14 protein-coding genes are annotated in these 17,348 nt (G+C 71.8%); 5 read left to right on the forward strand and 9 right to left on the reverse strand.

Features of this window, described 5'->3' with window-relative positions; genetic code table 11:
• Positions 1-105 precede the first annotated feature (105 nt).
• Positions 106-1,458 (forward strand): M14 family metallopeptidase, encoded by a 1,353-nt coding sequence (locus ACZ4VA_RS30260; RefSeq protein WP_355783554.1) that lies wholly within the window; start codon positions 106-108, stop codon positions 1,456-1,458.
• Between the two features lie 7 nt (positions 1,459-1,465).
• Here the strand turns inward: ACZ4VA_RS30260 and ACZ4VA_RS30265 are convergent, their stop codons facing one another.
• The 5 genes from ACZ4VA_RS30265 to ACZ4VA_RS30285 form a co-directional block, all read right to left on the reverse strand.
• Positions 1,466-2,023 carry a hypothetical protein gene (locus tag ACZ4VA_RS30265; protein WP_355783557.1) on the reverse strand — a complete coding sequence of 186 codons (558 nt, stop codon included), beginning with the start codon at positions 2,021-2,023 and terminating at the stop codon, positions 1,466-1,468.
• Positions 2,024-2,087: 64 nt separating this feature from the next.
• Positions 2,088-3,572, reverse strand: a complete 1,485-nt coding sequence (locus tag ACZ4VA_RS30270; protein ID WP_355783559.1) for a GntP family permease — start codon at positions 3,570-3,572, stop codon at positions 2,088-2,090.
• A 120-nt stretch (positions 3,573-3,692) separates the two neighbouring features.
• The gene (locus ACZ4VA_RS30275; RefSeq protein ID WP_355783562.1) at positions 3,693-4,103 is read right to left on the reverse strand and encodes a RidA family protein; all 411 of its coding nucleotides are present in this window, start codon (positions 4,101-4,103) and stop codon (positions 3,693-3,695) included.
• Positions 4,100-4,861: an IclR family transcriptional regulator gene (locus ACZ4VA_RS30280; RefSeq protein WP_355783565.1), complete on the reverse strand. Its 762-nt coding sequence runs from the start codon at positions 4,859-4,861 to the stop codon at positions 4,100-4,102. Before ACZ4VA_RS30280 ends, ACZ4VA_RS30275 begins: the two co-directional genes overlap by 4 nt.
• Positions 4,858-5,928 (reverse strand): sugar kinase, encoded by a 1,071-nt coding sequence (locus ACZ4VA_RS30285; RefSeq protein ID WP_356238185.1) that lies wholly within the window; start codon positions 5,926-5,928, stop codon positions 4,858-4,860. Before ACZ4VA_RS30285 ends, ACZ4VA_RS30280 begins: the two co-directional genes overlap by 4 nt.
• A 134-nt stretch (positions 5,929-6,062) precedes the next feature.
• On the opposite strand from ACZ4VA_RS30285, the gene ACZ4VA_RS30290 reads away from it, so the two are divergent.
• Together ACZ4VA_RS30290 and ACZ4VA_RS30295 are read left to right on the forward strand one after the other, a co-directional pair.
• Positions 6,063-7,379: an amino acid deaminase gene (locus ACZ4VA_RS30290; protein ID WP_356238184.1), complete on the forward strand. Its 1,317-nt coding sequence runs from the start codon at positions 6,063-6,065 to the stop codon at positions 7,377-7,379.
• Positions 7,380-7,901: 522 nt separating this feature from the next.
• Positions 7,902-9,521 carry an N-acyl-D-amino-acid deacylase family protein gene (locus ACZ4VA_RS30295; protein ID WP_355793995.1) on the forward strand — a complete coding sequence of 540 codons (1,620 nt, stop codon included), beginning with the start codon at positions 7,902-7,904 and terminating at the stop codon, positions 9,519-9,521.
• 16 nt (positions 9,522-9,537) lie between these two features.
• Here ACZ4VA_RS30295 and ACZ4VA_RS30300 read toward each other — a convergent pair whose 3' ends face one another.
• Together ACZ4VA_RS30300 and ACZ4VA_RS30305 are read right to left on the reverse strand one after the other, a co-directional pair.
• A complete protein-coding gene (locus tag ACZ4VA_RS30300) occupies positions 9,538-10,422 on the reverse strand; it encodes a S1 family peptidase (protein ID WP_356171067.1) in 885 nt (294 codons plus the stop codon).
• A gap of 156 nt (positions 10,423-10,578) precedes the next feature.
• Entirely contained in the window at positions 10,579-11,307 is a 729-nt protein-coding gene (locus tag ACZ4VA_RS30305; protein ID WP_468083195.1) for a hypothetical protein, read from the reverse strand.
• 124 nt (positions 11,308-11,431) lie between these two features.
• Here ACZ4VA_RS30305 and ACZ4VA_RS30310 point away from each other — a divergent pair, with 124 nt between their 5' ends.
• Both ACZ4VA_RS30310 and ACZ4VA_RS30315 read left to right on the forward strand, forming a co-directional pair.
• Positions 11,432-12,643 carry a pyridoxal phosphate-dependent aminotransferase gene (locus ACZ4VA_RS30310; protein ID WP_355793016.1) on the forward strand — a complete coding sequence of 404 codons (1,212 nt, stop codon included), beginning with the start codon at positions 11,432-11,434 and terminating at the stop codon, positions 12,641-12,643.
• Between the two features lie 101 nt (positions 12,644-12,744).
• Entirely contained in the window at positions 12,745-13,167 is a 423-nt protein-coding gene (locus ACZ4VA_RS30315) for an SCO4983 family protein (RefSeq protein ID WP_355793018.1), read from the forward strand.
• Between the two features lie 76 nt (positions 13,168-13,243).
• Here ACZ4VA_RS30315 and ACZ4VA_RS30320 read toward each other — a convergent pair whose 3' ends face one another.
• The gene (locus tag ACZ4VA_RS30320; RefSeq protein WP_468083198.1) at positions 13,244-14,941 is read right to left on the reverse strand and encodes a YncE family protein; all 1,698 of its coding nucleotides are present in this window, start codon (positions 14,939-14,941) and stop codon (positions 13,244-13,246) included.
• A gap of 313 nt (positions 14,942-15,254) precedes the next feature.
• Positions 15,255-17,087 (reverse strand): phosphoenolpyruvate carboxykinase (GTP), encoded by a 1,833-nt coding sequence (locus tag ACZ4VA_RS30325; RefSeq protein WP_356171057.1) that lies wholly within the window; start codon positions 17,085-17,087, stop codon positions 15,255-15,257.
• Between the last annotated feature and the right edge of the window lie 261 nt (positions 17,088-17,348).

A 17,348-nucleotide genomic window follows, 5' to 3' on the forward strand; every position in this document is an offset into this window, starting at 1 on the left:
CACGATGAGCGCCACACCCGCACCAGGCACGTCGCCATGGACCACCCCCCGCTCCACTCCCCACATCCGGCGACCCCGGATTCCCTGGAGAAACTAGGAGACTTCATGCGACTTCGCATACGAGGCAGCGGCGGCAGAAGCGGCCGGCGCAGCGCGGCACTCGCCACCCTCCTCGCCCTCGCGCTCGCCGCCCCCATCACCGCCACGGCCACCGACGCCACGGCCACCGGCGGGCGGGCCGCAGCCCCCTCGGCGGACGACATCCGCCAGTACGAGATCCACCAGGGCACGACGCCGGTGACCCGGACGGCGATCCAGCGCACCGGCGTGACCGTGGACGAGGCCGACGAGGAGACCGTCGTCGTCTCGGGCCGCGCGGACCAGATCAAGAAGCTGCGGCAACTGGGCTACGACGTCTCGCTCCTGGGTTCGGCGCCCGACCGGACCGACGGCTCGGACGTGCGGCTGCTCGACTTCCCCTCGGCGGACTCGAAGTACCACAACTACGCCGAGATGAACACGGAGATCAACCAGCGGCTCGCCGCCTACCCGGGCATCATGAGCAAACGGGTGATCGGCAAGTCCTACCAGGGCCGGGACATCGTCGCCATCAAGGTCAGCGACAACGTCGCGAGCGACGAGGCCGAGCCCGAGGTGCTGTTCACCTTCCACCAGCACGCGCGCGAGCACCTGACCGTCGAGATGGCGCTCTACCTGCTGCGCGAACTCGGCGCGGGCTACGGCTCCGACTCCCGCGTGACGAACATGGTGAACAACCGCGAGATCTGGATCGTCCCGGACCTCAACCCGGACGGCGGCGAGTACGACATCGCGTCCGGCTCGTACCGCTCCTGGCGCAAGAACCGCCAGCCCAACAGCGGCAGTTCGTACGTCGGCACCGACCTGAACCGCAACTGGAACTACAAGTGGGGCTGCTGCGGCGGCTCCTCGGGCTCCACCTCGTCCGAGACCTACCGCGGTTCCGCGCCCGAGTCGGCTCCCGAGGTGAAGGTGGTCGCCGACTTCGTACGCGGCCGGGTCGTCGGCGGCAAGCAGCAGATCACCGCCGGGATCGACTTCCACACCTACAGCGAGCTGGTCCTGTGGCCCTTCGGGTGGACCTACTCGGACACCGCGACGGGCATGACGGCGGACGACCGCAACGCCTTCGCGGCCGTCGGCCAGAAGATGGGCGCCAGCAACGGCTACACGGCCGAGCAGTCCAGCGACCTCTACATCACCGACGGCTCGATCGACGACTACCTCTGGGGCAGCCAGAAGATCTTCGCGTACACCTTCGAGATGTACCCGAGGTCCGGTGGCGGCGGCTTCTACCCGCCCGACGAGGTCATCGAGCGGGAGACGTCGCGCAACCGGGACGCGGTACTGCAACTCCTGGAGAACGCCGACTGCATGTACCGCTCGATCGGCAAGCAGGCGCAGTACTGCGCGAGCTGACCGGCCGTCACTCCTGGAAGTAGGCGTCCAGGACGGCGTCGAGCTGCTTCTCCCACTCCGGGAAGCGCGCCCGGGACGCCGCGTCGATCTCGAGCGGGTACCAGCGGCGGTCCGGCGTGTGCACGGTGACGGTGAACCGACGTCCCCAGCGCGGCGACTCGGTCTCGACGGCGCCGATCTCGTCCCAGCGGAACTCGGCCTCCTGGTCGTCCAGCCGCAGCACCACGCCGCGGCGGTCGGCCCGGACCGAGGCGCGCCGGTCGGAGGCCTCGAAGACGGGGCCTCCGGCCTCCCCGTCCTCGTCGGCGGGGGCGTCGCCCGGCGTCTGCACCCCGGCAGCCGGGGCGTCCTCGGGGGCCGTCTCCTCGGGAGCGGCCTCCTCGGACTCCTGCTCGGGCGTCGCGTCGACGGGGTCCGTCCCGGCCTCATCGGCCGGGTCCTCGGACGTCACGGGCGCGGGTGACGTGATCCCGGGGACGTACGCCGGATCGACCGCGGCGGCGGGGACGACGGGCACGACGGGCACGTCCGGGGACTGGCTGCTCGAACCTATGCGCTGCTCCACAGCGGGCAGTATGGTCGAAGATCCTGTGCCGGGCACAGCCAGCCCCCGTTTAGCTGCACGGCTGTTATACGAAGAGGCTGAGAACCGCCGCCACCGCGAAGCCGGCCACCGACAGCACGGACTCCAGCACCGTCCACGACTTGAGGGTGTCGCGCTCGGTGATGCCGAAGTACTTGGCGACCATCCAGAAGCCGCCGTCGTTCACGTGCGAGGCGAAGATGGAGCCCGCCGAGATGGCCATGATGACCAGCGCGACGAACGCCTGCGAGTGGTCGCCCTCGGCGAGCAGCGGTGCCACGATGCCGGCCGTGGTGACGATGGCGACGGTCGCCGAGCCCTGCGCCACCCGCAGCACCACGGAGATCAGGTACGCGAGGAACACCACCGGCAGACCCACGTCGTTGAAGGTGTCCGACAGCGCCTGGGCGACGCCGCTCGCCTTCAGCACGGCACCGAAGACGCCGCCCGCGCCGACCACCAGCAGGATGTTGCCGACCGGCTTCAGGGACGAGGTCGACACCCGCTCCAGGGACTTGCGGGACCAGCCGCGCCGGATGCCCAGCAGGTAGTAGGCGAGCAGCAGGGCGATGGTGAGAGCGACGAACGGGCTGCCGAAGAACTCGACGACCGAGCGGCCGGTGGACGGGTCGAACGCGATCGAGGAGAACGTCGCGGCGAGGATCAGCACCAGCGGCGTACCGATGATGCCGAGGACCGTGCCGAGCGGTACGGGCTTCTCCTGCGGCTCGACGCCCGCGGCGCGCTGCTCCTCCGCGACGGCCCGCTTGGCCTCGTCCGCGGCCTCCACCATGTCCTGCGGTACGGCGACGAAGATGCGCCGGCCGATCCAGGCCGAGAAGACCCAGGCGGCGAGGACGGCCGGGATGCCGCAGACGATGCCCATCAGGATGACCCAGCCGAGCTGGACGTGCAGCAGTCCCGCGGCGGCCACCGGGCCGGGGTGCGGGGGCAGGAACGCGTGGGTCATCGACAGGCCGGCGAGCAGCGGCATGCAGTAGAGCAGGATCGACTTGCCGGAGCGCTTGGCGGCGGCGTAGACGATCGGCGCGAGGACGAAGATGCCGACGTCGAAGAAGACCGGGATGCCGAAGATGAGGCCGGTCAGGCCCATGGCCAGGGGCGCCCGCTTCTCCCCGAAGAGGTTCAGCAGCCGGGACGCCAACACCTCGGCGCCGCCCGAGACTTCGAGGATCGCGCCGAGCATGGTGCCGAGCCCGATGATGATCGCGACATGGCCGAGGATGCCGCCCATCCCGGACTCGATGACCGAGACGGCCGTGGACTTCTGGACGGTGCCGAAGAGTTCGGTGACGGACAGTCCGGCGGCGAGGCCGACGGCTATGGAGACGGCGAGCAGGGCGACGAACGGCTGGAGTCTGACCTTGATGATCAGCAGCAGCAGGAGGGCGATGCCGAGGGCGGCGACCGTGAGCAGGCCGGCGGTGCCGTCGAGGAGCAGGAGCAGGCCACCGGTGTGGGGTGGGATCTCGGGAGCGGGAGGTGCGGCGGCGAGCAGGGGGGACGACATGGTGGTCCTCTGTTTCGTAAGTGCATGAGGCTTTCGGGCAGGGGGTATCGCGGTGCGGCGCCCCGGGATGACGGGCGCCGCACCGTGACGACGTACGGTGTGCGGGGAGTTGAGGGAGCGTCAGCCGAGGACGGCGAGCGCGTCGATCTCGACGAGGAGTCCGGCCGGCAGTCCGACGTAGACCGTCGTGCGGGCGGCGGGGGGCGCGGTGAGGCCCTGCTCCTCGAAGTAGGTGTTGTAGATGCCGTTCATCTCGGCGAAGTGGTCCACGTCGGTGAGGTAGACGCGGATCATCATCACGTCGTCCCAGCTCGCGCCGCCCTCTTCGAGGATGGCCTTGACGTTGTCGAGGGTCTGCAGGGTCTGCTCGCGCAGGCCCGGGCCGACGGGCGTCGGGGGCTGCCCCTCGACGGCGGGCAGGAAGCCGACCTGTCCGGCGACCTGGAGGATGTTCCCCTTGCGGACGCCGTGCGAGAACCTGGCGGGCGGCGTGGTGTGGGTCTTCGGGGTGAGCGCGGTCTTCTCGGTCATGCGGGGTCCTTTGCTGGGGTCTTGCCGGAGTACTCGCGGCTGATGGCGTCCGCGGTACGGCGCACCAGCGGGAGCAGCGTGAGGAGTTCGTCGGCGGTGACGACGACGTTCGGGGCGGACACCGACATCGCGGCGACGACGCGTCCGTCGGCACCCCTGATGGGGGCGCCCACGCAGTTGATGGACTCCTCGTGGCCACCGAGGTCGGTGGCCCAGCCCTGTTCGCGCACCGTCGCCAGCTCCTTGAGGAAGGCGGGCGCGCTGGGGGTCGAACGGGCCGTGTACATGGGGTAGTCGAACTTCTCCGCGAGGGCGCGGCGTTCGGCCTCGGGCAGGTCGGCGAGGAGCAGCTTGGCCACGGCGGCGACGGTGATGGCCACCGGCTTGCCGATCCGCGAGTACATGCGCACCGGGTAGCGGCTCTCCACCTTGTCGATGTAGAGCACCTCGCTCTCCTCGTACACCGCGAGGTGGACGGTGTGCCCGCAGGTCTCGTTCAGTCCGACCAGGTGGGGGTGGGCGATCTCCCGGATGTCCAGGTTCTCCACGGCCTCCTGCGCGAGCGCGAAGAGGCGGGCGCCCAGGCGGTAGCGCTGGTCGGACTGGCGGTAGACCAGCCCGTGCTCGTGCAGGGTGCGCAGCAGCCGCAGGGCCGTGGACTTGTGGACGCCGAGGCGCTCGGCGACCTGCCCGAGGTCGGCGGGTCCCTCGGCGAGCAGCGGCAGGATGCTCAGCGCTCGGTCGACGGTCTGGCTCATGGGGTGCGTACCTCCTCGTCGGCCCACGCGACGGCTTCGGTCCAGCCGGGGCCGAGTCGAAGTGTCTCCCACGCCCGGTCGTCCAGGGCGGCCAGCCGGTCCGCGTCCGCGCGGGCGCAGGGCGCGGCGAGGTCGCCGGGGACGGTGAGGGCGGCGGCGGCCGTCAGGTGGCCGTGGCGCAGCCGCTCGCGGGCGGGCAGTCCGCGCAGGGTCGCGGAGAGGAACCCGGCGGCGAAGGCGTCGCCGGCGCCGACGGGGGCGACCACGTCGACGTGCAGGGAGGGGACGAAGGCGGCGGTGTCGCCGTCGAAGAAGGTGGCGCCGCGCTCGCCCTGCTTCACGACCAGGGCGGCGGGCTCGGGCAGCGCGGCGCGTACGGCGGCGGGTCCGCCGGTGACGCCCCAGGCGGCCTCGGCCTCGTCCTCCCCGACGAAGACGAGGTCGCTGCCGCGGGCGAGGTCCAGCAGGACGGCGCCGGCCTCCTGCCCCTGCCACAGGTGGACGCGGTGGTTGACGTCGAAGGAGACGAGGGGGCGGCCGGGGCGGGGCGCGGTCAGTTCGCGGAGCAGGGCCAGGCAGTCGCCGGAGAGCGCGGCGGTGATGCCGGAGAGGTGGAGCACCCGGCCCGAGCGGACGGCGTCCAGGTCCACGGTGTCGACGGCCATCGCGGAGGCGGCGGACCCGGCCCGGTAGTACGCCACCTCGTGGGCGTCGGTGGCCCGGTCGCCGGCGGTGCGGAAGTAGATGCCGGTGGGGCGCTCGGGGTCGCGCCGTACGGCGGAGGTGTCGACGCCGTAGGAGGTGACGGCCTCGACCAGGTGATCGCCGAAGCCGTCGGCGCCGACCCGGCTGACCCAGCGGGTACGGTGCCCGGCCGAGGCGAGGACGCAGGCGACGTTGGACTCGGCGCCGCCGATCCCCCGCTCGAAGGAGGGGACGTCGGCGAGGCGTCCCGGGCGGGACGGCAGGAACGTGACCATGGACTCGCCGAGGGCGACCACCTCGGCCGGGCCGTCGAGGCCGTCGGCGGCGCGGTGCCCGGTGGTTGCCGGTCCGTTGGTGGTCACGTGGGATCAGACTCCTCGCATGCTCCGGGTCCACGGCACCGTTGACCCTGCGTTGGCTGGGATGTTAGACAGCAGTAAGCGACATACGCAATGACCGTTGCACATAGCGCAACGGAACCCGAGGAGGAGGCTCCATGGCCGCCGACACCACCGCCGCCGAAGCCGTCGCCCGCCTGGCGGCGGAGCGCGTCGACCACCGCTTCAAAGGCCTCCCCCCGGACGCCGAGGGCCTGACCGTCGGCGAGCTGGCAGCCCAGCGCCGCAACCTCTTCACCGGCGGCTTCACCACCCCCGTCCTCGCCCTCTCCGCCGAGCGCCTGCGCCACAACCTCGCGCTGATGGAGACGTACGCCGCCCGCCACGGCCTGGCCTTCGCCCCGCACGGCAAGACCTCCATGGCCCCCCAGCTCTTCCAGCGGCAGATCGAGCACGGCGCCTGGGGCATCACCCTCGCGGTGCCCCACCAGGTGCGCGTGGCACGGGAGTTCGGCGTCCGGCGGATCTTCCTCGCCAACGAACTGGTCGACGCGTCCGCCCTGCGCTGGATCGCCGCCGAGCTCGCCGCCGACCCGTCCTTCCGCTTCGTCTGCTACGTCGACTCGGTGCGCGGCGTCGAGCTGATGGACGCCGCGCTGCGGGGTACGGCGCGTCCCGTGGACGTCGTGGTCGAACTCGCCGCCGGGGAGGGCGCCCGCACCGGCGCCCGCACGGAGGCGGACTGCGCCGCGGTCGCCGACGCGGTGGCCGCCACCGCCACGCTGCGGCTGGTCGGCGTGGCGGGTTACGAGGGCGAGGTCCCGGACGCGACCCCGGACCGCGTGCACGCGTGGCTGCGCCGGCTCACCTCGCTGGCGGCGGACTTCGACCGGGCGGGCCGCTTCAAGGACCTGGCCGCGGACCGCGGCACCACCGGCGACGGCGACTCCGACGGGATCATCGTCAGCGCCGGGGGCAGCGCCTGGTTCGACGCCGTGGCGGACGTGTTCGCGCAGCTCCCCGAACTGTCCCTGCCGGTGCTCAAGCTGCTGCGCTCCGGCGCGTACGTCTCCCACGACGACGGCCACTACAGCAGGCTCACCCCCTTCACCCGGGTCCCCGAGGAGGGCGCGCTCCAGCCCGCGTTCCGTCTCTGGGCGCAGGTCGTCTCCCGCCCCTCCTCGGAGCAGGCGTTCGCCAACGCGGGCAAGCGCGACGCCGCCTACGACCTGGACCTCCCGGCGGCCCAGGTGGTCCACCGCGACGGCACCGAGCACCCGGCCACCGGCGTCACGGTCACCGGCCTCTCCGACCAGCACACGTGGCTCACCACGACCCCGGAGGCGGACCTGCGCGTCGGCGACTGGCTCGCCATGGGCCTCTCCCACCCGTGCACGTCCTTCGACAAGTGGCAACTGATCCCGGTCACGGAGGAGGACGGCACGGTGACGGAGTACGTACGGACGTTCTTCTGACGGCCGCCGGGCACGGGGGCGCGCCGAGCCCACCGACAGCACCGCGCGAAGCAGGTCCGGTGGGCCGAGCCGCGCCCTTCGACAGCACCGCGCGAAACGCCCGACGGGCCGAGACGGAGCAGCACCGCACGAAGCAGGTCCGGTGGGCCGAGACGGAGCCCACCGACAGCACCACGCGAAGCACGCCAGACAGGCCGAGCCGGAGCCCTTCGACAGCACCGCGCGAAGCAGGTCCGGTAGGCCGAGCCGGCGCCCTTCGACAGCACCGCGCGAAGCGCGCCATACGGGCCGAGACGGGTGGTCGTGGGTGGGCAGGCACCGCGCGGAGCGCGGGAAAGAAGCGGCACGGGCGAAGCCCGGAAATCCGCGCCGCAGGCGCGTGAACACACGGCACGGGCGAAGCCCGGAGACTCGCGCCGCAGGCGCGTGAACACACGGCACGGGTGAAGCCCGGAGACTCGCGCCGCAGGCGCGTGAACACACGGCACGGGCGAAGCCCGGAGAGGGAAGGAGACGCCCACCATGGACCTGGTGATCAGAGACGCCACCGTCGTGGACGGCACGGCCACACCCCCGTACAGAGCAGACGTAGGCATCCACGAAGGCCGCATCACAGAGATCCACAGAACCGGCACCGGCACCCGCACCCCCCTCCCCGGGGGAACCAGAACCCTGGACGCGTCCGGCCTCGCCCTCTCCCCCGGCTTCATCGACATGCACGCGCACAGCGACCTCGCCCTCCTGACGGACCCGGACCACAGCGCGAAGGCCGCCCAGGGCGTCACCCTGGAGGTCATCGGCCAGGACGGCCTGTCGTACGCCCCCGTCGACGACCGCACCCTCGCCGAGGTCCGCCGCGCGATCACCGGCTGGAACGGCCCCGGCGACGACGTCGACTTCAGCTGGCGCTCGGTCGGCGAGTACCTGGACCGCCTCGACCACGGCTTCGGCGGCGAGGGCATCGCCGTCAACGCCGCGTACCTGATCCCGCAGGGCACGGTCCGGATGCTCGCCGTCGGCTGGGGCGACCGGGAGGCCACCCCCGGCGAGCTGGACCGCATGCGGCGGCTGGTGGCCGACGGCATGCGGGAGGGCGCGGTCGGCATGTCCTCCGGGCTGACGTACACCCCCGGCATGTACGCGAAGGACGCCGAACTCACCGAGCTGTGCCGGGTGGTGGCCGAGCACGGCGGCTACTACTGCCCCCACCACCGCTCGTACGGCGCGGGCGCCCTCGCCGCGTACGAGGAGATGGTGGCCCTCACCCGCGAGGCCGGCTGCCCGCTCCATCTCGCGCACGCCACCATGAACTTCGGCGTGAACAAGGGCAAGGCCCCGGACCTGCTGGCCCTGTTGGACGACGCGCTCGCCGCGGGCGCGGACATCAGCCTGGACACGTACCCCTACACCCCCGGCTGCACGACCCTCGTGGCGATGCTGCCGAGCTGGGCGAGCGAGGGCGGCCCGGCGGCGACCCTCGCCCGGCTGGCGGACGACGCGACGGCGGCGCGGATCCGGCACGCCGTGGAGGTGGTGGGCTCCGACGGCTGTCACGGGGTCCCCATCGAGTGGGACACGATCGAGATCTCGGGGGTGAGCGACCCCGCCCTCGCGCCGTACGTCGGCAGCACCGTCCAGCAGTCCGCCGACCGGCTCGGCGAGGAACCCTGGACCACGGCCCGCCGGCTCCTCGTCGCCGACGGTCTCGGCCCGACGATCCTCCAGCACGTCGGCCACGAGGAGAACGTCCGCGCGATCATGCGGCACCGGGTGCACACGGGCGGCTCCGACGGCATCCTGCGGGGCGACAAACCGCACCCGCGCGCGTACGGCACCTTCCCGCACTATCTGGGCCACTACGTGCGGGAGTTGGGCGTCCTCTCGCTGGAGGAGTGCGTCGCCCACCTCACCGCGCGGCCCGCCGCCCGGCTGCGGCTGCCCGACCGCGGCCTCGTACGCGAGGGCTACCGGGCGGACCTGGTCCTCTTCGACCCGGACACGGTCGCCGCGGGGTCCACCTTCGAGGCGCCGCGCACGCTGCCGACCGGCATCCCGCACGTCCTGGTAGACGGCCGCTTCGTGATCGAGGACGGCCGGCGCACCGACGTCCTGGCGGGGCGGGCGGTCCGCCGTACGGCCTGAACCGCCCGCCGGTCGCCTACGGCCTGGGCAGCGTGCACCCGCTGCGGCTCAGGTCGATCTTGTTGTCGATGCCGACGCACGGCACGATCTGGTAGGTCTCCTGGCCGTAGTTGATGCCCTGCCGGACGGTGACGTTGCCGCTCGCGTCCACCTCGCACGGGTTGTTGTCCGTGCAGCGGGCGCCGTCCTCGTTGCCGGTGTTGTTGACGGCGACGACCTTGCCGGTGGCGCTGTCCACGACGGGCGAGCCCGACGTGCCGCCGATGGTGTTGCAGGCGGAGGTGTAGCGAACCGAGTCCTTCCAGGTCCACTGCCCCTCCTTGAGGCGGTAGGCGAACCCGTCGATGTTGCAGGTGTAGATCCGCTTCCAGTAACCGGACACCACCTTGATCGCGGTCCCGGCGACCGGGTGCGCGGCGTCGAGGGTCAGCGCGCCGATCCCGTACGAGCTCCTGATCTGCGCGTAGGTGCGGGTGAGCTGGTAGATCGAGATGTCCGTGTCGGTCATCGTCGCGTACGCGATCTTGCTCGCGCGCAGGGTCGCGACCCGAGTGCCCGCGGAGTTGAGGAGGCTGAAGGTGCGGCTGGACGGCCGGTCGACGAGGACCTCGCCGGCCGCCGGGAAGCCGGTCTCCAGGCAGTGGCCGTTGGAGAGCACGAGCGCGGGGTCGTCGTCCTCGGACCCGGGCGTCCGCACGACGGAGCCGGAGCAGTTGCTGAGCGCGACGGTGCCGGCGAAGTCGACCGCCTGCACGGCCGGCGCCGGTGCGGCCTGCGCCGGGGCGGTGGGTGCCGCCGCCGTCCGCCCGGCCGGTACGGGCGCGGGCGCCGCGACCGCGGGTGCCACGCCCGTCCCGGCGATGACCAGGGCGAAGAGCGCGGCGACGAGAGGCTTTCTCATGTGGGGGTCCCCTCTGTTTTCTGTTGTCCCGACAGACGGGCGACCGGAGGTCTTCCGGCCGTCTCCGTTTGTCATGCGCATTGTGAAGGGACCCCCGCCGGGGCGACAAGGAGCTGTTTCCGGCCGCCGCCCGGCGCATTCCGGCTACCCGGCCGCCTACTTCGGGCGCTTGGTGGAACCGGGTCCGCGGCCGGGCTTGCCGTCCTCGCTCCGGGTCGGCTCGGCCGTGGCGGAGGAGGCCGTGGGCGTCGCCGGGGCCGTCTGTACGGGCGCCTTCGGCTCCGTCGCCTTCGTGGCACCCGCGGAGGGGCTCGTGGTCGTGGTCGTGGTCGCCGTGGACCCGGACGGCGAGGCCGAGGGCGACCGGTCGGCGGCGGAGGGGCGCTCCGAGGAGGAGCCGGCGGGCTCGGCCGCCTCGCGCGTACCGGTGTTTTTACCCTCACCGTGCGGCCGCCGCGGAGCCGGCGAGGAACCGGAGTCGAAGGCCCCGGCGAGCACCGCCGCCAGCAGCACGGCGCAGCCCGCGCCGGCGCCGATCGCCGCCCGGCGCAGCGTCCGGGTGCGGCGGCGCCGCAGCAGGCGGGCGTGGCGGCCCGGCTCCTCGGCGGGCTCGTCGAGGACCGAGGCGTCGTACAGCTCCACCGCCGTACCCGGCCCGTCGTACGGGTCCCCGTCCCCGTACCCGTCGTACGGACCCGCGTCGCCGTACGGATCCGCGCCCGCGTGCGCGTCGTGGGCCCCGTCACCCCCGTGGGCGTAGGAGTCCTGCCAGCCGTGCGCCGCGGCCGGATCCGCGTACGCCTCGTATGCGGGCGTCGCGTCCGCGTCGCCCTGCGGGAGGTACACGTTCGGTGGACTCTCCGGTCCGCCGCTCTGCCATGACATGGCCGCGCATTGTAGAGACCGCAAGGGCTTGCGGCGTAGTGGAGCGACAAATCGACCGAAGCCGGACGTCTCACGTGGTGGAAAACACCCCCCACGACCCGTTACGCGGCCGTAAGCTCACCGCATGCAGGTGATCCAGTCCACGAAGCTCGCCAACGTCTGTTACGAGATCCGGGGCCCGGTTCTCGAGGAGGCGATGCGGCTGGAAGCGGCAGGCCATCGCATCCTCAAGCTGAACACCGGCAATCCGGCGGCGTTCGGCTTCGAGTGCCCGCCCGAGATCCTGGAGGACATCCTCCGCAACGTCTCCTCGGCGCACGGCTACGGCGACGCCAAGGGCCTGCTCGCCGCCCGCCGGGCCGTGGTGATGCACAACCAGACCCTGGGCATCGAGACGGACGTCGAGCACGTCTTCATCGGCAACGGCGTCTCCGAGCTGATCGTGATGGCGATGCAGGGCCTGCTGGACGACGGCGACGAGGTCCTCGTGCCGGCGCCGGACTACCCGCTGTGGACCGCCGCCGTGTCCCTGTCCGGCGGTACGGCCGTCCACTACCACTGCGACGAGCAGTCGGACTGGATGCCCGACCTCGCCGACGTGGAGCGCAAGGTCACCGACCGCACCAAGGCGATCGTCATCATCAACCCGAACAACCCGACGGGCGCGGTGTACGACGAGGCGGTGCTGCGCGGGCTGACCGACATCGCCCGCCGCCACAACCTGCTGGTCTGCTCCGACGAGATCTACGACAAGATCCTCTACGACGGCGCCACGCACACCCCGACCGCCGCCGTCGCCCCCGACCTGCTGACCCTCACCTTCAACGGGATGTCCAAGTCCTACCGGGTGGCGGGCTACCGGGTCGGCTGGATGTCGATCTCGGGACCGCGGGCGCACGCCGACTCGTACATCGAGGGCCTGACGATCCTGGCCAACATGCGCCTGTGCGCGAACATGCCGGGCCAGCACGGCGTGGTCGCCGCGCTGAGCGGACGCCAGACGATCAACGAACTGGTGCTGCCCGGCGGGCGGCTGAAGGAACAGCGGGACGTGGCGTACGAGCTGCTCACACAGATCCCCGGGGTGAGCTGCGTCAAGCCGAAGGGCGCGCTGTACCTCTTCCCGCGCCTGGACCCCAAGGTCTTCAAGATCAAGGACGACCGGCGGATGGTCCTGGACCTGCTGCGCCAGGAGAAGATCATGGTCGTCCAGGGGACGGGCTTCAACTGGCCCGAGCCCGACCACTTCCGGGTGGTCACCCTGCCGTCGGTCGCGGACCTGACCTCGGCGGTGACCCGGATCGGCACGTTCCTGGACGGCTACGGCCAGATCTGACGCTCACACCCTGTGCCCGTCCGTCCGGTCTCCGTGAACCGACTCAACTTTAGACGAAATCCAAGCTAGGATGGTTTCCTGACAGCACAGGAGGCCTTCCCATGTACGAACCGATCCGCACCAAGTCGGTCCACAGCACGGCTGACGGCCCCAACCCCGACTTCCCGCACCGCTCCCGCGAGGAGGAGCTGGACATCCAGCTCGCCGGCCATCTCGGCGCGCTGCTCGCGGTGACGGACGACCTGCGCGCGCTGGCCCCCTCCGCCGATCTCGACCAGGCGGCCGAGCGGCTCGCCGCGCAGGTGGCCCGGCTGCGCCGCGGCCAGGCGCCCGTGCGCGCCTCGGTGGCCGCCGCGGTCCACGAACCGCACCTGGTGATGCTCCACCAGCGGGCGCACGCGCTCGCCGGACGCGCCCTCGTCGTCGCCGCCTCGCGCGCCGACACGGCCGCGGCGATCCTGGCGGCCGAGCGGATGGACGCCCACGCGGCGGCCGTCGGCCCCCGCGAGCTCGCCTCCCACTGAGCCCTCCCGGCTCCCCCGATCGGCCCCGGTCCGCGCGCACCCGCAGCGACGTGCGGACCGGGCGCCACCTTCCCCGTCAGCGTCGGCGCACCTCGACCCGCGCCGACGCGGTCGCCCCCTCGTGCAGCGCGTCACCCGCGTAGCTCAGGGTGTAGGTGACCGTCCGCGTGGTCCGCGGCAGGTCCTTGACGGTGAACGTGCCGTCGGCCCCGACCGCGACGGACGACAGCGCGCCGGAACCGAGCCGGTCGGTGCGCTCCACCCGCACCGTCGCGCCGGGTTCCAACGCCGGTCCCTGCCGGCCCAGCGTGCCGGTGATCTCGACCCCGCCGCCGAGAGTCGCCTCGTCCGGAGCCGTCAGCGTGAGCGTCGTCGACGCCTTGGCCACCGGGACCGTCAGGCTGACGTCCTCGGCCGGCCGGTGCGTGAGGTCGCCCAGGTAGGACACGGTGTACGTCGCCTCCCCCACCGCGTCCGGCTCGTCCAGGACCGTGAAGGTGCCGTCGGCCCTGGCCTCCACAGAGGCCAGCCGGTGCGTCCCGGACGCGTCCGTGCGTACCGCGGAGACCTTCACCGGATCGACCGGGGCGGTGCCGTCCAGGGTGAGGCGGCCCCGGACGGCGAGCGCCTCGCCGACCACGGCCCTGCTCGGCGAGTGACTCAGTCCGCCGGTGAAGCGGGAGTCGTACTGGGCGGCGGGCGGCTGGATGACGTGCAGCCAGTACTCGCTGCCGGACGCGTTGGTGGTGACGGCGAACAGCCGCGTCCCGTCCTTCGACCAGCCGAGTCCGCGCGGCGCGACCCGGTCGCCGTCGAGGCTGCCCTCGAAGGCGAACTCCAGCGGCGCGGCCGCGCTCCCCGGGTCCGCCTTCTGCACGAGCAGGTCGGCCGTACTGCCGGAGGCGGAGGCACCGCGGGCGAGGTAGGTGCCGTCACCGCTGAACGCCACCGCCGACGCCGTCGCCCCGGATGGCAGCGGCGCGTAGGAGCCGTCCGCGTCGGAGAGGTCGGCGGTGTTCAGCAGGCGCGTCCCGTAGCCGGCGTCGGCGACCGCGAGCAGCTTGCCGTCCGCCGAGACCGACATGTCCTTGAAGTCCAGGGCGCCCTTGCCGTCGGCGTCCGCGAACCGCCGGGCGGCGCCGCGCACCAGGGTGTCGCCGCCGGTGTCGAACGAGGTCAGGAAGGGGTCCTTCTCCGCGCCGCTCGGTGGCTGCCCCATGAAGAGCCGGTTCGGGGCGCCGTCCCCGGTCGCCAGCTGGAGCCGTCCGGCGGCGGACCACTTGGTGTCGTAGGCGGAGCCCCCGGCGACCCCGTAGAGGGTGTTCGTGTACGAGTAGCAGTCGCCGGTGTTGAAGTTCTGCGTGTACCAGACCTTGCCGCCGGAGTGCGCGACCTGGCGCCCGCAGTAGGCGTACCAGGGGGTGTACGCGTGGACGCTCCTGGTCAGCGTCTGCGTGTCGTACGCCGCGATCATCTCGTAGTTCGACGCGTAGAGCGTGCCGCTGTCCTCGCTGAGCGCCATTCCCGAGACCGGGCCGCTGGAGGTGAGCGTGGCCACCTTGCGGCCGTCGAAGTCGTAGACCTGGATGGCGCCGTCGGTGCTGCTCCGGCTGTCCTCGGTGACGTAGACGCGCTCGTGCGCCGAGTCGATCACCATCGCCGCGTACGAGGAGATCGGCAGCTTGGCCACGGAGTCCGTCGCGGCGACCGCCGCGGGCGCGGCACCCACCGTCAGACCGGCCCCCGCCATCCCGAGCGCGGCCAGCGTGGCCACCGTCCGTCCACGGCTGTGTGCGGTTGTCAACTGTGCCCCCCACAGGCTGAGTCGAGCGCCCCGCTCGTCGAGCGGGGCGCCTGTAAGGGCATGAAACAACTGTGCGGATCCGCTGGGCAAGGGGCCCGTGGGGCGTGTCGCCGTCCGGCCGGGAACCGGTGGACCCGCGTGTCGCGGTCCGGCCGGGAACCGCAGGACCCGCGTGTCGTCGTGCGGGCCCGGGGACCCGTCCGGGGTGCCGTCGTCACCGCGGCCGGCCTCGACGACGTCGCTGGTCAGGGCAACAGGCCGGCCGCGGAGCGGGGGGCGGGACTCAGCCCAGGCGCTGCACCAGCGCGCGGTACTCGTCCCACAGCTCCTTGGGCGCGTGGTCGCCGAAGGTGTTGAGGTGCTCGGGCACCAGCGACGCCTCCTCGCGCCACACCTCCTTGTCCACGGTGAGCAGGAAGTCGAGGTCGGACTCGGCCAGGTCGAGGCCCTTGGTGTCCAGCGAGCCCTTGGCGGGCAGCACGCCGATCGGCGTCTCGACACCGGCCGCCGTGCCCTCCAGACGCTCGACGATCCACTTGAGCACGCGGCTGTTCTCGCCGAAACCGGGCCACACGAACTTGCCCTCGTCGTTCTTGCGGAACCAGTTCACGTAGTAGATCTTCGGGAGCTTCGACTGGTCCTTGCCCTTGGCCACGTCGACCCAGTGCCCCATGTAGTCGCCCATGTTGTAGCCGCAGAACGGCAGCATGGCGAAGGGGTCGCGGCGCAGCTCGCCGACCTTGCCCTCGGCGGCGGCGGTCTTCTCGGAGGCGACGTTGGCGCCCAGGAAGACGCCGTGGTTCCAGTCGAAGGACTCGGTGACCAGCGGCACGGCGGAGGCGCGGCGCCCGCCGAAGAGGATCGCGGAGATCGGCACGCCCTTGGGGTCCTCCCACTCGGGCGCGATGATCGGGCACTGCGCGGCGGGGGTGGTGAAGCGCGCGTTCGGGTGGGCGGCCGGGGTCCCGGACTCCGGCGTCCAGTCGTTGCCCTTCCAGTCCGTCAGGTGGGCCGGGGTCTCCTCCGTCATGCCCTCCCACCAGACGTCGTTGTCGTCGGTGAGCGCCACGTTCGTGAAGACCGAGTTGCCCCACAGGGTCTTCATCGCGTTGGCGTTGGTGTGCTCACCGGTGCCGGGCGCGACGCCGAAGAAGCCGGCCTCGGGGTTGATGGCGTACAGGCGGCCGTCCTCGCCGAAGCGCATCCAGGCGATGTCGTCGCCGATCGTCTCGACGGTCCAGCCGGAGATCGTCGGCTCCAGCATGGCGAGGTTCGTCTTGCCGCAGGCGCTCGGGAAGGCGGCGGCGACGTACTTCGACTCACCCTGCGGCGGCGTCAGCTTGAGGATCAGCATGTGCTCGGCGAGCCAGCCCTCGTCGCGCGCCATGACGGAGGCGATGCGCAGGGCGTAGCACTTCTTGCCGAGCAGGGCGTTGCCGCCGTAGCCCGAGCCGTAGGACCAGATCTCGCGGGACTCGGGGAAGTGCGAGATGTACTTCGTGGAGTTGCACGGCCACGGCACGTCCTCCTGGCCCTCCTCCAGCGGCGCTCCGAGCGTGTGCACGGCACGCACGAAGAAGCCGTCGGAGCCGAGCTCGTCCAGGACCGGCTGACCCATGCGGGTCATGGTGCGCATGGACACGGCGACGTAGGCCGAGTCGGTGATCTCGACGCCGATGGCGGAAAGGTCGGAGCCGAGCGGGCCCATGCAGAAGGGGACGACGTACATCGTCCGGCCGCGCATGGAGCCGCGGAAGAGGCCGCCCTCGCCGCCCTGCCCCTGGAAGATCTCCCGCATCTCGGCGGGCGCCTTCCAGTGGTTCGTCGGGCCGGCGTCCTCCTCCTTCTCGGAGCAGATGAACGTCCGGTCCTCGACCCGCGCGACATCGGTCGGGTCGGAGGCGGCGTAGTAGGAGTTCGGGCGCTTGATCGGGTCGAGCTTGCGGAAGGTGCCCTTGCGGACGAGCTCCTCGCTCAGCCGCTCGTACTCCGCCTCGGATCCGTCACACCAGACCACGCTGTCCGGCTGGGTCAGTTCGGCGATCTCGTTCACCCACGAGATCAGTTCCTGGTGAGAGGTGGGGACGACGGTGGGAGCCGCGATGTCGCGCGCCACGATTGCTCCTAAATGAGGGGTTTTGTTGTTGAATGCCCCGTGGGGGCCGCGACCCGGATGCTTCACGGTGATGGATCATGGGCGCTCATCCGGTGCCGACCGCACTCATTTGATCATCCGACGCATCCGCCCATATGTCCAGAGGGCCTCACACCTGAGCGGCGTGAGCATCACCACTCGCACGAGGGTTTCCCCGCGGACTTTCGGGGTTCCCCTGAAGGACCCCCGCGACGGTGTCCGCGACATCACGTGAGACGCTGG

The sequence above is a fragment of the Streptomyces sp. NPDC028308 genome (assembly GCF_055565855.1).

Coding starts and splice junctions, on each gene's coding strand:
- ACZ4VA_RS30260 (WP_355783554.1), top strand. CDS start 106: ATGCGACTTCGCATACGAGGCAGCGGCGGCAGAAGCGGCCGGCGCAGC.
- ACZ4VA_RS30270 (WP_355783559.1), bottom strand. CDS start 3,572: ATGTCGTCCCCCCTGCTCGCCGCCGCACCTCCCGCTCCCGAGATCCCA.
- ACZ4VA_RS30275 (WP_355783562.1), bottom strand. CDS start 4,103: ATGACCGAGAAGACCGCGCTCACCCCGAAGACCCACACCACGCCGCCC.
- ACZ4VA_RS30280 (WP_355783565.1), bottom strand. CDS start 4,861: ATGAGCCAGACCGTCGACCGAGCGCTGAGCATCCTGCCGCTGCTCGCC.
- ACZ4VA_RS30290 (WP_356238184.1), top strand. CDS start 6,063: ATGGCCGCCGACACCACCGCCGCCGAAGCCGTCGCCCGCCTGGCGGCG.
- ACZ4VA_RS30295 (WP_355793995.1), top strand. CDS start 7,902: ATGGACCTGGTGATCAGAGACGCCACCGTCGTGGACGGCACGGCCACA.
- ACZ4VA_RS30300 (WP_356171067.1), bottom strand. CDS start 10,422: ATGAGAAAGCCTCTCGTCGCCGCGCTCTTCGCCCTGGTCATCGCCGGG.
- ACZ4VA_RS30305 (WP_468083195.1), bottom strand. CDS start 11,307: ATGTCATGGCAGAGCGGCGGACCGGAGAGTCCACCGAACGTGTACCTC.
- ACZ4VA_RS30310 (WP_355793016.1), top strand. CDS start 11,432: ATGCAGGTGATCCAGTCCACGAAGCTCGCCAACGTCTGTTACGAGATC.
- ACZ4VA_RS30315 (WP_355793018.1), top strand. CDS start 12,745: ATGTACGAACCGATCCGCACCAAGTCGGTCCACAGCACGGCTGACGGC.